This window comes from Kribbella sp. NPDC050820, from assembly GCF_040653975.1.
Lineage (GTDB): Bacteria > Actinomycetota > Actinomycetes > Propionibacteriales > Kribbellaceae > Kribbella.
On sequence record NZ_JBFAHB010000018.1, the window covers coordinates 98,070 to 111,613 of the forward strand.

14 protein-coding genes are annotated in these 13,544 nt (G+C 69.4%); 4 read left to right on the forward strand and 10 right to left on the reverse strand.

The window, feature by feature from the left end:
• Positions 1-4 precede the first annotated feature (4 nt).
• Complete coding sequence (locus AB0H36_RS18380; protein WP_360524058.1) at positions 5-880, forward strand: GNAT family N-acetyltransferase; 876 nt, start codon at positions 5-7, stop codon at positions 878-880.
• Positions 881-887: 7 nt separating this feature from the next.
• Here AB0H36_RS18380 and AB0H36_RS18385 read toward each other — a convergent pair whose 3' ends face one another.
• The 3 genes from AB0H36_RS18385 to AB0H36_RS18395 all read right to left on the reverse strand — a co-directional run bounded on the left by AB0H36_RS18385 (position 888) and on the right by AB0H36_RS18395 (position 3,393).
• A complete protein-coding gene (locus AB0H36_RS18385) occupies positions 888-1,715 on the reverse strand; it encodes an aminoglycoside phosphotransferase family protein (RefSeq protein WP_360524061.1) in 828 nt (275 codons plus the stop codon).
• A 42-nt stretch (positions 1,716-1,757) separates the two neighbouring features.
• Entirely contained in the window at positions 1,758-2,141 is a 384-nt protein-coding gene (locus tag AB0H36_RS18390; RefSeq protein WP_360524064.1) for a DUF4870 domain-containing protein, read from the reverse strand.
• Positions 2,142-2,415: 274 nt separating this feature from the next.
• On the reverse strand, positions 2,416-3,393 hold the full coding sequence (locus AB0H36_RS18395) for an MFS transporter (RefSeq protein WP_360524067.1): 978 nt from the start codon (positions 3,391-3,393) through the stop codon (positions 2,416-2,418).
• Between the two features lie 329 nt (positions 3,394-3,722).
• Between AB0H36_RS18395 and AB0H36_RS18400 the strand changes: the two genes are divergently transcribed.
• Entirely contained in the window at positions 3,723-4,175 is a 453-nt protein-coding gene (locus AB0H36_RS18400; protein ID WP_360524070.1) for a MerR family transcriptional regulator, read from the forward strand.
• Here the strand turns inward: AB0H36_RS18400 and AB0H36_RS18405 are convergent.
• The 3 genes from AB0H36_RS18405 to AB0H36_RS18415 form a co-directional block, all read right to left on the reverse strand.
• Positions 4,144-5,418, reverse strand: a complete 1,275-nt coding sequence (locus tag AB0H36_RS18405) for a sigma-70 family RNA polymerase sigma factor (RefSeq protein WP_360524073.1) — start codon at positions 5,416-5,418, stop codon at positions 4,144-4,146. The two genes, AB0H36_RS18400 and AB0H36_RS18405, sit on opposite strands and share 32 nt — an antisense overlap.
• 15 nt (positions 5,419-5,433) lie before the next feature.
• Positions 5,434-5,805 carry a YciI family protein gene (locus AB0H36_RS18410; RefSeq protein ID WP_360524076.1) on the reverse strand — a complete coding sequence of 124 codons (372 nt, stop codon included), beginning with the start codon at positions 5,803-5,805 and terminating at the stop codon, positions 5,434-5,436.
• 114 nt (positions 5,806-5,919) lie between these two features.
• Positions 5,920-6,312 (reverse strand): alpha-isopropylmalate synthase regulatory domain-containing protein, encoded by a 393-nt coding sequence (locus AB0H36_RS18415; protein ID WP_360524079.1) that lies wholly within the window; start codon positions 6,310-6,312, stop codon positions 5,920-5,922.
• 88 nt (positions 6,313-6,400) lie between these two features.
• Between AB0H36_RS18415 and AB0H36_RS18420 the strand changes: the two genes are divergently transcribed.
• Positions 6,401-7,816, forward strand: coding sequence for an NAD(P)/FAD-dependent oxidoreductase (locus AB0H36_RS18420; protein WP_360524151.1), 1,416 nt, complete (start codon positions 6,401-6,403; stop codon positions 7,814-7,816).
• Here the strand turns inward: AB0H36_RS18420 and AB0H36_RS18425 are convergent.
• On the reverse strand, positions 7,803-8,948 hold the full coding sequence (locus AB0H36_RS18425; protein WP_360524082.1) for a citrate/2-methylcitrate synthase: 1,146 nt from the start codon (positions 8,946-8,948) through the stop codon (positions 7,803-7,805). The two genes, AB0H36_RS18420 and AB0H36_RS18425, sit on opposite strands and share 14 nt — an antisense overlap.
• A gap of 73 nt (positions 8,949-9,021) precedes the next feature.
• Here AB0H36_RS18425 and AB0H36_RS18430 point away from each other — a divergent pair, with 73 nt between their 5' ends.
• Positions 9,022-10,200, forward strand: coding sequence for a citrate/2-methylcitrate synthase (locus AB0H36_RS18430; RefSeq protein ID WP_360524085.1), 1,179 nt, complete (start codon positions 9,022-9,024; stop codon positions 10,198-10,200).
• Here AB0H36_RS18430 and AB0H36_RS18435 read toward each other — a convergent pair.
• The 3 genes from AB0H36_RS18435 to AB0H36_RS18445 form a co-directional block, all read right to left on the reverse strand.
• Positions 10,181-11,554 (reverse strand): hypothetical protein, encoded by a 1,374-nt coding sequence (locus AB0H36_RS18435; protein ID WP_360524088.1) that lies wholly within the window; start codon positions 11,552-11,554, stop codon positions 10,181-10,183. The genes AB0H36_RS18430 and AB0H36_RS18435 overlap by 20 nt on opposite strands.
• A gap of 31 nt (positions 11,555-11,585) precedes the next feature.
• Entirely contained in the window at positions 11,586-12,470 is an 885-nt protein-coding gene (locus AB0H36_RS18440) for a MurR/RpiR family transcriptional regulator (protein ID WP_360524091.1), read from the reverse strand.
• Between the two features lie 119 nt (positions 12,471-12,589).
• On the reverse strand, positions 12,590-13,537 hold the full coding sequence (locus AB0H36_RS18445; RefSeq protein WP_360524094.1) for a tetratricopeptide repeat protein: 948 nt from the start codon (positions 13,535-13,537) through the stop codon (positions 12,590-12,592).
• Positions 13,538-13,544 lie beyond the last annotated feature (7 nt).

A 13,544-nucleotide genomic window follows, 5' to 3' on the forward strand; every position in this document is an offset into this window, starting at 1 on the left:
CGGGGTGACCGCCGTTTCCCCGCTGACCGATGGTGAGTTGACGCTGCGCGTGGCGCGGCAGGATCAGCAGGCGGTGACCTTCGACGTCGAGCGCGACGGCCCGGTGGGCACTGTCGAGGTACGGCGGACTACTCCGGGTGTCGGCCTGGTCACCTGGGCGATGGACGGCGGCCCGGAGACCGCGCAACGAGCGGTCCGGCTGGTGTCCGAGTACGCCTTCGACGAGCTCGGCCTGGAGCGGCTGCAGGTCGAGGTGGACCCCGAGATCCACGCGTCGGCCCGGGTCGCGATCCGGTCCGGCTACCGGCGCGAGGGGATCCTGCGTGGCGCCGCCCTGGTCGAGGACGAGCGCCGGGACGTGGCCATCTACGGGATGCGCAGGGACGACCCGCGCCCGGACACGCTGACCGGCTGGACGGCTCTGATGGACTCCGCGCTGCCGAAGAAGCGGGTCATCGCGCACGTCGTCGTACGGGACACCGGTGGCCGGGTGCTGCTGTGCCAGGTCAGCTACAAGAAGGACCTGGAGCTGCCCGGCGGCGTGGTCGAGCCGGACGAGGATCCGGCGGCCGGGGCGTCCCGGGAGATGGAAGAGGAGATCGGGGTCGCCTTGCCGCTGGTCGGCGTACTCGCGATCGACTGGTTGCCGCGGTGGGAGGGCTGGGGCGACGCCGTCGAGATCCTGTACGACGGCGGTGTCCACGACCCGTCGCTGATCGACACCCTGCAGCCGGACGGCTTCGAGATCCGCAGCGTGGCCTGGCACGAGCCGGACGCTCTCGCCGGGCTGGTGTCGCCGCTGAACGCGCGTCGGCTGCCGTCGGTCCTCGCCAAGCCGACGATCCTGCACAACCTGCGCGACGGACTGCCGATCAGCTAGACACGGCCTACGCCAGCCGGTTGAGGTTGCCGACGCACCAGGCGTAGTGACCGTCGCCTGCGTCGGCGTCGTAGATGGTCGCGGTCGTGATGGCGTAGGCCGCCCGGTACAGGTACATCCGCTCGCGGTCGTGCCCGAGCGTCTCGAAGCGGTCGAGCAGCAGGTTGTCGAGGCGCTGCGCGTCCGGGCCGTACATGTCGAAGAAACCGGCGGCCAGCGCGGCGTCGAAGGTGTTGTCACCGGCTGTCGTGTAGAAGCCCCAGTCCAGTACGGCGGCAGTCCGCGGTCCGTCCATCAGCAGGTTCGGCGGGCAGATGTCACCGTGGACGACGCTCAGCCGATCCGGCTCGATCGTCGCCAGGCGGGTGGTCACACTTTCGAGGCGCTCGTCGAAGTCGGGGACGTCGCGCTTGAGGTGATGGTGGGACTCGGCGCCGCGACGCCGTACCAGGGCTGCCAGCGCCTCGCCCCAGGACAGGTCATCGCGCCAGAACGGCTGGTTGAGCACGGGCAGCGCCTTGCTCGCGGGACCGGCTGTCGTCGTGCCGAGCGCCTCGACCACGGCAACGAACGCATCGAGCGCCTGCTCCTCGGTCAGTCCGGCGTCATGGAGCGCCGTACCGGTCAGCTTGTCCTCGACGCTGACGGCCAGGCCCTCGCCGTCCGCGCTGATCTCGCGGATCCGCGGCGTACGGAACGGGAGCGGCGGCAACTCGTCGAGGAACGCCTGCAGCGGGCGTACGTCGTCCGGCCGCCGGTCGAACCAGGTCTTGCGCACCCGGCCGTCACCGAGGTCGTAGACGGCGCCTTCCATCCCCTGGCCGATCAGCTCCACCCGGGGAACTCTGCCAAACCCGGTCCGCCCGGGCCAACCGGATTAGCGCACCAGGCGGATGGTCAGCGGGTAGCGGTACTCGCGGCCGCTGGACGCGGCCATCGTGGCCAGGACGATCACCACCAGCGCCGCGATCGCGCCGATCAGCACCAGCGGGATGATGATCAGCACGCCGAGGCCGAACGTGATCAGGATCAGGATCACCGCCACCGCGGTGTAGATCAGCAACGACAGCTGGAAGTTCAGCGACTCCAGCGCGTGCCGCCGGACGAAGTCGGACCGGTAGCGGTACACCAGCCAGATCACCAGCGGGCACAGGAACCCCATCGCGAACCAGGCCGCGACCAACACCCCGACGTGGGCCACCATCCCCCACGTCCGCTCTTCCGAGGCCGACAACGGCGGCCCGGCTCCAGGCGCACTCATCGGTTTGATGGCGTGGAACCCCGTCCTTCACGGCGGGGAGGAAACGCCATCTCCCTCCCTTCAGGTTTTGTCGGTTCAGCCAGGTAATGTCTCCACCGGTTGCGATAGCCAAGCAACCGGTACTTGCAGGACCAGTAGCAACCGCGGCCGGGCGGGCCGTGGCAGCGCGGGGAGCCTTCTTGCGCAGTAAGGCAGGGCTGTGAACCGCGAACCTCAACCCACAAGGGTTGGAATCCCCCTGCCTTCCAGGTGGTGGGAGGACGTCAAACTCCAGTCAAGCACGCCCAGCACGCCCCGTCACCGATTCCTTTTCGGCGGCGGGGCAGGTTGCATGCCTGAGGAGGGCCAGGGCGAGGATTGCGAGCCCTAGGCCGACGATCGGCCACCAGACTCGGTGCTCGGCCGTCGTGAACGCTCGCGGGCCGGCCGACACGGTGGATCCGATGATCGCGCCGGCGACGGCTACGCCGACGGTGGTGCCGGTCTGGCGGGCCGCCGAGGCGACGGAGGCGGCCAGGCCGGCCATCGAGGTGGGCATGCCGGAGACCGCCGAGTTGGTGATCGGCGGGTTGACCGTGCCGAGGAAGATGCCGAAGAGCAGGTAAACCGCGAGCACGATCGGCAGCGGAGTGGTCGCGTCGATCCAGAGTGATGCGCCGGCTCCCAGGGCGAGCGCCGTACCGGCCACTGCCAGTGGAAGCCGCGGACCTCGGCTGCCAACGATGCGGCCGGTGAAGGGGGAGAGGACCATGATCAGAGCGCCGACCGGAAGCAGGCAGAGCCCGGCGGTGAGTGCCTGCAGGCCGCGGATGTTCTGCAGGTAGAGCGTGGTGACGAACAGGAACGCGCCGAAACCGCACAGCGCGAAGAGCGCGATCAGGATCGCCGAACTGAAGGGGATGCTGCGGAACAGGTGCAACTCCAGCAACGGATCCGCTCGACGCGGTTCGTAGACGAGCAGGCCCACTGCCGCGAGTACGGCGAGGAGCAGCAGGCCGACGATCGCCGGGGACGTCCAGCCCAGACTGCCCGCCTCGATGATCGCGTAGACGACGCTGCCGAGGAGCAGGATCACCAACAGTTGACCGATCGGGTCGACTCGACGTCCGCGGGCAGCCCGGGACTCCGGCACGAACAGAGCCGTGCAGACGATCGCTGCCGCGACGATCGGCAGGTTCACCCAGAACACCGCCCGCCACCCGAACCCGTCGACCAGCGCACCACCCAGAATCGGCCCCAGCGCCAATGCCAACGGACATCGCACCGAACACCCCGATCGCGCGCGCCCGTTCCGCCCGATCCGTGAACGTCGTGGCCACGATCGCCATCGCCACCGGATTCAGCATCGTGCCGCCGACCGCCTGCAGCGCCCGCGCCCCACTCCAGCCCGGAGATCGAGGCGTCGAGGTCACTCCGGATCGACGGCAACGCCACGTTGACGATGGAGATGTCCATCACCACCACGACGATGCTGGCGCAGCAAATCGCCAGCACCCCCTGCCGACGCCGTCGACTCAGCTCACCGGACGCAGCCACTGGGACCGCTGGAGCACTCATGACCACGACGCTAGGATTTAGAGCGTGCTCGAAGTCAACCAACCTGTTCCTGAGGCCGGCGTGAGCATTGCCGAGGCGGCTCGGCGGACCGGGGTGAGCGTGCACACCCTGCGGTACTACGAGCGCGCCGGGCTGGTGGTCACCACGGTGGACCGAACGGCCGGCAACCGCCGTCGCTACCGGCAACTCGACCTGGACTGGATCAACGTCTGCACCCGCCTCCGCGCGACCGGCATGCCGATCCGGACCATCCGTGCGTACGCCGACCTCGTGTCCGCCGGCCGGGGCAACGAGAAGGACCGCCTGGAGCTCCTCGAGACCCACCGCGCCGAGGTCCTCGCGAAACTCGCCGAACTCCAGGACAACCTCGAACTCATCGACCACAAGATCGACGTCTACCGGGGCCGTCTCCAAGCCGGCACCGCCGACAGCCTCTGGGCAGGCGTCAGTCCGGCAGACCAGTCAAGCGATGGCTGAGGAAGCGCCGTTCGGTCTCGTTCGCCGTCAACGTGATCGCCAGGCGGTACGCGTCAGCTGCTTCGGCCGCCCGGCCGAGCCGAGCCAGAACATCGGCGCGGGCCGCGGGCAGGTAGGCGTAGGACTTGAGTGCAGGCTCGTTGCTGAGGGCATCTAGCTCTACCAGGACGCGATCAAGGTCGGCGCCTGGCACGAGACTGCGCGCGGCGGCCCGGTTGAGCGCGACGATGGGCGTCGGCCAGCTGATCATCATCGCGTCGTACATCCGCACGACCTGACCCCAGTCGGTCTTCTCCCACGACGGCGCGGTCACGTGCAGACCTGCCACGGCTGCCTGCAGCGCGAACCTCCCCTGTCCCCGCTCCAGCGCGGCCGTCGCCCGCGACACACCTTCCGCCAGCAGCCGGATGTCCCACCGCGACCGGTCCTGGTCCGCGAGCAGCACCAACTCCCCGTCCTCGCTCACCCGCGCGTCCCCCCGCGCCTCCGTCATCAACAGCAACCCCAGCAACGCCTGCGGCTCTGCCTCGTCCGGCATCAACCGGACCAGCATCCGCGCCAACTCCACAGCCCGCCCGGTCAGATCCGTCCGCGTCAACTCGGACCCGGCCGCCACATGCCCAGCCGTGTAGACCAGATGCACCACCGTCAGTACGGCGTCCAGCCGCGCCGGCAGCTCCTCGTCGGCCGGGATCCGGTACGGGATCGAGGCCGCCGCGATCTTCTTCTTCGCCCGGGTGATCCGCGCCGCCGCCGTCGGCTCGCTGATCAGCAGGACCGCCGCCACCTCACGCGTGGTCAGGCCGCAGATCAGCCGCAACGTCAACGCCACCTGCGAGTCCCGGACCAGTGCCGGGTGGCAGCAGGTGAAGACCAGCCGGAGCGGATCCGTCGGCTGCTCCACGTCGTCCGGCGCGACCGGATCCTCGACCAGCAACGGAAGCTTCCGCCGCAGGTTCGTCTCCCGCCGCATCCGGTCGAGGGCGAGCCGCCGCGCGACTGTGGTCAGCCAGCCACCCGGGTTGGCGGGGATGCCGTCCGGCCAGGTCCGCAACGCCTGGACGAACGCGTCCTGTGTGCAGTCCTCGGCCAGGTCCAGATCCCGCGTCAGCCGCACCACCGACACCAGCACCGTGGACCAGCTCTCCCGGTGCGCCCGGTCCACCACCCGGGCCACCTCGACCGGCGCAGGCGGGTACGCCGACGGCGGGATGTCCGTCGGGGTACCCGGCTGCAGCGCCATGTCGATCCGGCGGTGTCAGGCCGGCGGCTGGGCGTCGCCCGACGTGGGCATCACGGGGCGGACCTCGACGTTCCCCGACGGGCAGATCTTGGCCAGCTCGAGCGCCTGGTCCAGGTCGCGGGCCTCGATCACGTAGAAGCCGCCGAGCGCCTCCTTGGTCTCGATGAACGGCCCGTCGGTGACCAGCGGCTCGGCACCCTCGCGCTGCCGCACCGTGCTCGCGGTGCTCGACCGTTCCAGCGCCTCCCCTCCCAGGATCCGCGCTCCGGCCTTCTCCACGGCCTCGGTGAACGCGCCGTGCAGCTTCATCGACTGCTGCCACTCCTCCGGCGTGATGTTGTCGTACCACTCTTCGCTGTCGAACAGCAGGAACACGTACTGCGCCATCTCCGGCTCCCTCGTGTAGGGCTTGTACTGAACATCTTGCTGACGATCGACAACCAGCGGAATCGACAACACCGGGACAGAACTTTCCCAGCAGATCCCGCTGTCCGGCTGGGCTCAGCCCCGTGGCGGCAGCTCTGCGTTGTACTGGTTCAGGGCCGCGACCAGCGCCAGCCCTGCGGCCTCCACGACATCGGTGGACGACGCCCGGACCGCAACCCTGCGGCGCGGCAGCTCCACCTCGAGCTCGACCTCTCCGACCGCCTCGCTGCCCGGGCCGACCGAGTACGCCCGGAACGCGACTACCCGGGCCTCCACGCCAGTTGCCTGCGAGATCGAACTGCATACCGCGTCGATCAGCCCGGTACCCGCCCCCTCGGCATGCACCGGTTCTCCGGACCGGGAGAGCTGCACGGTGGCGCGCGGCCCGTCCTGCGTGCCCCCGGAGTACGTGATGGCGTCGAGCCGCCAGCTGTTGGACGTCATGCGATCCCCCTCGATGTCCAGCAACGCCAGGGTACTCCTTCCCGTACTGTTGACCAGGTACTCAACACCGCGACTCGGGAGGCTTTTCGTGGAGCACTTGGACGTGCTTGTCGTGGGGGCCGGGTTGTCAGGGATCGGGGCTGGGTATCGGCTTCAGACGCAGAGTCCGGGGCGGTCGTACGCGATTCTGGAGGCTCGGGACAGCATCGGGGGGACCTGGGATCTGTTTCGGTATCCGGGGGTGCGGTCGGACTCGGACATGTTCACGCTCGGATTTCCGTTCCATCCGTGGAAGGCGGCCAAGGCGATCGCGGACGGGCCGGCGATTCTGGAGTATCTGCACGAGACCGCTGCCACCTACGGCATCGACGAGCACATCCGGTTCGGCGAGCGCGTCGTACGGGCGTCGTGGTCGTCGGCGGATGCGCGGTGGACCGTGGAGACGACCAAGGCGTCGTACACGTGCTCGTTCCTCTACGTGTGCAGCGGGTACTACGACTACGAGTCGGGCTATGTGGTCGACTTCCCGGGGCAGAGTGAGTTCCAGGGCCAGGTGGTGCATCCGCAGCACTGGCCGGAGGACCTGGACTACTCGGGCAAGCGAGTGGTGGTGATCGGCAGCGGCGCAACGGCTGTGACGCTCGTGCCGGCCATGGCGAGTACGGCGGAGCACGTGACGATGCTGCAGCGCTCACCGAGCTACATCGCGTCGAGACCGGCCCACGACGCGTTGTCCGACCGGCTGCGCGCCGTACTGCCGGAGAAGCTTGCGCACCGGCTGATCCGGGGCAAGAACGTTGCCTTCAGCTCCGCGGTCTACAGCGCGTTCCGGCGGTGGCCGGAGCATGCCGCGCGGTTCCTGAACAGCACAGTGGCCAAGCAACTGCCGGACTCGATCCCTGCGGACCCACACTTCACCCCGCGCTACAAGCCCTGGGACCAGCGGCTGTGCCTGGTCCCGGACGCCGACCTGTTCAAGGTACTGCGCAAGGGCTCGGCCACTGTGGTCACCGACGAGATCGAGACCTTCACGCCGACCGGTCTGCGGCTGCGGTCCGGCCAGGAGCTGGCGGCCGACGTGGTCGTCACCGCGACCGGACTGCGCATGGTTGCACTGGGCAAGATCCAGATGACGATCGACGGGCGGGCGGTGGACCCACACGACACGTTCGTCTACAAGGGCATGATGCTGAGCGGCGTGCCGAACCTTGCTTGGTGCATCGGCTACACCAACAACTCCTGGACCCTTCGCTCGGACCTGACGTCGCAGTACGTCTGCCGCCTGCTCAACCACCTGACCGCCACCGGCACGAGCATCTGCGTGCCCGAGATCGACCAGTCCGAGTACGACGCCCCACGCCGCCCGGTCGTCGACCTGTCCTCCGGCTACATCCAGCGCGCCGCGTCCATCCTCCCCCGCCAAGGCAGCCACGGCCCGTGGCGCCTCCACCAGAACTATCCCCGCGACCTGGTCCTGCTGCGCTTCGGCCCGATCACCGACGACGCCATCCAGTTCAAGCCTGCATGACTGGGACCGGCGGCTGGGGGCCGACATACGTCGCGATGGGACGGATGATCTTTGGGTCGCTGGACTGCTCGAGGATGTTGGCGGACCAGCCGATGACGCGGCTGACGGCGAAGGTGGGGGTGAACATCGCGCGCGGCAGACCGCAGAGCTCCATCACCACACCGGCGTAGAACTCCACGTTGGCGTAGAGGTTGCGGCCGGGCTTGAGCTCGGCGAGTACGTCGACGATGTGCTGCTCGACCGTGGTGGCGAAGTCCACCAGGTCCCCGCCCAGGCCGCGGGCGATGTCGCGCAGCATCAGCGAGCGCGGGTCCTCGGTCCGGTAGACCGCGTGCCCGAAGCCCATGATCCGGTCCCCCGCCGACACCTTCGCGCGCACCCACGCGTCGATCCGGTCCGGAGTGCCGATCTCGTCCAGGCTGGCCAGCGCCCGGTCCGGTGCGCCGCCGTGCAGCGGACCGGAGAAGGCCCCGATCGCCCCGGCGATCGCGGACACCACGTCGGCACCGGTCGACGCGATCACCCGGGCAGTGAACGTCGACGCGTTGAACCCGTGGTCAACGGTGGCCACGAGGTAGTGCTCGATCGCAGCAGCCTGTACGGCGGTCGGCTCGACACCGCTCACCAGGTAGAGCCAGTTCGCCGCGGCATTCAGGTCGGCGCGCGGCTCCAGCGGCTCCTGTCCCTCCCGGAGGCGGTACAGCGCGGCCAGGATCGTCGGCGTCACTGCGCAGACCAGCATCGCGTCGGCCTTCCGACGTACCGGATCCGCGTCCCACAGCGGCGGGAGACGCCGTACAGCGGCCAAGAGCGACAGGACGGTGCGGAGACCGGCCAGCGGGTTGAACACCGGGCCGGCGGACGCGATCGCGGGCAGTACGGCGCGGACCTCGTCCGGGAGCACCCGCAGTGGCGCCAACTCGGTGACGAAGCGGTCGCGCTCGGCCGCGGTCGGGAGGCGGCCCTCGAACATCAGGAACCAGACGTCTTCGAGCGTCTTCGACTTGGCGAGGTCGATCGCCGAGTACTGGCGGTAGTGGTAGAACCCCTCATCACCGCGGACGTCGCCGAGGGTCGTCTCGGTGACGACGACGTTGCGTAGGCCGGGCGGAACATTGATCGTGGTTGACATATCTTCAGAGTTGACAGGTGATCAATGATTGTCAATATTGATCCAGTCAATGTGAAGCTCGGAGGAGCGCTGGATGGGCCCGCAGAGTGACGAGAATTACCTGACGACGGCGGAGGTCGCCCGGCGGCTGAAGGTGAAGCCGGAGACGATCTATGCGTACGTGAGCCGCGGGGTGCTGACGAGTGTGCGGGCTCGGGGGCGGCGCGGCAGCTTGTTCGCGGCGGCAGACGTCGAGCGGCTGGCGAGCAGGTCGGTGGAGCACTCCGGGGTGGTCGAGCAGATCGAGACTGAGCTGACTTTGTTGAAGGACGACGAGCTGTACTACCGCGGGCATTCGGCGCGCGAGCTCGCAACCAGCCAGACGGTGGAGGCGGTGGCGCACCTGCTGTGGACCGGTGAGCTGACCGATCGGCCGCCGTTCTCCGTGTCGCGGGACTCGGTGCTGCTGGCCAGGTCCGCGATGAACGTGTTGCCGGACTCAGCGCGGCTGACGGACCGGTTGCGGGTCGCGGTCGCCGCGCTGGGGGCTGCTGATCCCCTGCGGTTTGACCTGGCACCACAGTCGGTGGTTGGGGCCGCGGAGCAGCTGATCGGCGTCCTGGTCGCCGCACTCCCTGGGCCAGTCGTAGCCGAGCGCTCGCTCGGCGGCCGGCTATGGCCAAAGCTGTCCCGGCAACCCCCGCCGTCTCCGGAAGGGCCGAAGGTGCTGGACGCTGCGTTGATTTTGCTGGCTGATCATGGGCTGGCGGTGTCGACGGTTGCGGCTCGGGTGGCGGCTAGTGCTCGGGCGAATCTGTATGCCGTGGTGTCGGCTGGGCTCGGTGCGTTGGACGGGCAGTACCACGGTGCGGCGCCGACGTTGGCGTACGAGTTCCTCGCGAAGGCGCAGCGGGATCCGCTGCGGGCGTTGTCCGACCAACTCCGGTCGGGTGAGCCGGTGCCCGGCTTCGGGCACCGGATCTACCAGGACCGCGATCCGCGCGCCGAGGTGTTGCTGACCCTGCTCGGCGACCACCCGATCGTGGAGACGATCCAGGTGCTCAGCGCGCGGCTGCCGGCGTTCCCGAACAGCGATCTGGCCATCGCCGCGATGATGCACGCCTTCGGGTTGCGGGCAGATGCCGGCGACGCGTTGTTCGCGCTCGCGCGGATCGTCGGTTGGACCGCGCACGCGCTGGAGGAGTACGCGGCGCCGGCTCTGCGGTTCCGGGCTCTCGGCGTCTACACCGGGGTCAGCGGGCTTGAAGCTTGAGCAGGGTGGCCGCGCCGGGCGCCAGCTTGAGCGGGATCGGCTTGACGCTGCGCGGGGCATAGGTCTGGGTGCGGGGGTCGAAGACTCCGACCGAAGCGACGCCACCCACGTTCGGCGTGACCGTGGTCCGAGCTTCGAGAGTGTGCGAGCGGTTGGCGACCAGCACCCACCGATCGGCCGAGCCGTCCCGCGCCGCGAACGTCCCCAGCACCGCAGCTGATCCGGAGACCTCGGAGATCAACCCGGTTGGCGTGAACCCGACCGTCCCGTTCGGCAGCGGCGTCTCGTTGGCGTGCACGACGGACTCCGACACGAGCGGCTTGAGCTCCCGCCCGACCTGATGGAGCCAGGTGGTGTTGATCGTGCGCGCAGCGGCGTACCGGGGTGTTCGGCGACCGTCGACGGTGATCAGCGCCGGCCCGAATCCTTCGCCACGCGCCGCCTCCGGAGTCCAGTAGGTGAAGTACTGGATGCCCTTCGCGCCGTAGGCCAGGCTGATGTTGACCTGCCAGAGCAGCTCGGCCGCGGTCGGCTCCCGATGGTTGTCGTAGGCAAGGGTCTGGATGAACACCCAGGACGGGATGTCGCCGTGCAGGGCGGCGTCGCGGACGATCGCCCAGTTGTGGAAGTAGTTCCCGTCCTCGCGCCCCCCGGACAGCAGCGGGTACCGGTCGAACGAGATCAGCGACGGCTTGACCACGTCGACGAAGCTGCGGTAGTACGCCGGGTCGTCGGATGGGAAGAGGTTGATGTACGGCAGCAGCTGCGGAGCCAGCTCACGGGACACCGCGACCGCGCGCGCCAGCGTGCCGAACCAGCCGGCGCCCGGCTCGTCGTACAGGTTGAAACCGGCCAGCGACGAGAACGGGCCGTAGGCGTCCCGGGCGCGGATGTAGAGCGCCTGCGCCTCCGCCGGGGTGACGCTGAGGAAGTCGGCCGGGTTGTCCGAGATCGAGAACCAGCGGGACATGTTCCGGATCTGGATGTCGTCCGAGATCAGCATCTGCAGCCCGGCGGTGCGGGCCAGGCCGAGCTGGTACTGGAAGATGTTGCCGTCGCCGGCGTAGTTGCCGGAGATGACGAAGTCGAAGCCGGCCGCCTTGATCTCGGCGTACCGCTCGGCGGTGCTCGCGTACGGGTGCGGCGGCCAGAACAAGCCGATCGGGAACTCCGGCCCACCGGTCAGCGGCAGGTCGCCGGGCGAAGGAATCGCAGCAACGGCAGCGGCCGCGCCACCAGCGGCGGTGCCGGCAGCTGAAGCGGCGGATGAGGTGGCGGCGGTCAGGGCGCTGGCTCCGGCGCCGAGCAGCAAGGCGCGACGGCTGGGACCAAGGATGCGATGGGGGCTCTGCATGGTTCTCCTCACGGGCGGGTGGGACGAAAGCTCAGGGCCGTTTGCGATGCGACGCGACCGCCTCGGCCGTCGCGTCGAAGGCCTGTTCGGCCAGCGGGTAGTCGCGTTGCGCAACCCCGAGATAGAGGGCGTCGAGCACGAGCATCTGGACATGGCGGGCCGACATCCCGCCGGTCCGGAACGTGACGTCACGAGCAGCAGTCAGCAGTACGACGTCCGCGCACAACGCCAGCGGCGACCGCGGATAGTTGGTCACGGCAACAGTCGTCGCACCGCCACGCCCGGCGCGCTGCAACGGCTCCAGCACCTCGACCGTCTCGCCGCTGTGCGAGATGCCGATCGCGACATCCCCGGGTCCGAGCAGGGCCGCACTCGTCAACGCGTTGTGCACGTCGCTCCACGTGCTGGCCGCGCGGTCGATCCGGTGCAGCCGCAACCGCAGGTCCTCGGCGACCGACGCCGACCCCGACACGGCGTACATGTCGATCCGCCGCGCGTCCGAGATCGCCTGCACCGCCCGGCCGAGCGCGCCCACGTCGATCGACGCGACCGTGTCCTCGAGCGCGCGGGTGTCGGCCTGCAGCAGGGTGCGCAGTACGTCGTCCAGCGAGTCGTCCGGCCCGACCTCGGCGCCGGTCCCCCGCTCCCAGCTGCTGCTCGTCCGTCCGGTCTCGGCCGCGAGGGCCAGCCGGAGCTCGGCGTACCCGGACAGCCCGAGCGCGAGGCAGAACCGGGTCACGCTCGGCAGCGACGTCCCACAGCGGGCGGCGAGCTGGCCGATCGTGGACGACGCGACGCCGGCCGGGTCACGCAGGACCTCGGTCGCGATCCGGGCCTGGGCCGGGCTGAGCGCCGGCAGCAACCCGTTGATCCGGGCTTCCAGGCGGGGCGACGCGACCGCAACGCTGATGCTCATGTGAATAATTCTCAAACCGGGGGAACGAGAATTGCAAGAGTTCACACCCGGCCGGGACCGGACACACGAAAGACCCCCTCGGCCACCGATGCCGAGGGGGTCGATCGCAAGCCCGAACGTCAGAACAAGGCAGCCATCAACCGCCGGCGAGCCTTGACCACGCGCTCGTCGTCGGCGCCGACGACCTCGAAGAGCTCCAGCAGGTGCAGCCGGACGGCGTTGCGCTCGTCGCCGGCGGTCACCTGGATGGTCTTGATCAGCCGGTTGAAGGCGTCCTCGACGTGACCGCCCATGAGGTCGACATCGGCGACGAGCTGCTGCGCCTCGACGTCCTCGGGGTTGTCGGCCGCGCGGGTCCGGACGTCCGCCGGGACGTCCTGAGTGCGCTTGACCAGCTGGACCCGGGCCAGGCCGGACTTCGCCTCGGCGTCGTTCGGGGTCTCCTTCAGCAGCTCCTCGTACGCCGCGATCGCGCCGTCCAGGTCACCTGCGCCGACCGCGTTCTCCGCGGCCTCGTACCGCGGGTTCGGCGCCGGCTCGTCCTCCTCCGGCGCTTCCGCGGCCGGGCCGACCGGCTCGGCGCGGCCGGTGATGCCGTTCGCGACCGCCACCTGGAGCAGCTGGTCGAAGTACTGCCGCACCTCCGCCTCCGCGGGCGCGCCCTGGAACAGCGGGACCACCTGACCCCGCAGTACGGCGATCACCAGCGGAACCGACTGCACACCGACCGCCTGGGCCAGCTGCGGGTTCGCGTCGATGTCGATCCGCGCCAACAGGAACTTGCCGGCGTACTCGGTGGCGAGCCGGGCCAGCATCTGGCTGAGCGCGGTCGACGCCTGGGACCGCGGCGACCAGAACTCGACCACCACCGGGACCTGGAGCGACTGCTCGATCACGTCGGCCTGGAAGGTCGGCTCGCTCACGTTCAGCACGTACGAGCCCGCGGGGCCGCCAGCGGGCGGCGCACCGGCCGGAGCACCCGGCGCGGCGGGACCACCCGGCGCCGGAGGCCTGCGCAGGGACGACAGATCGATCGCCCCGGGACGGGAGAAGTTCGACTGACTCACGACTGCC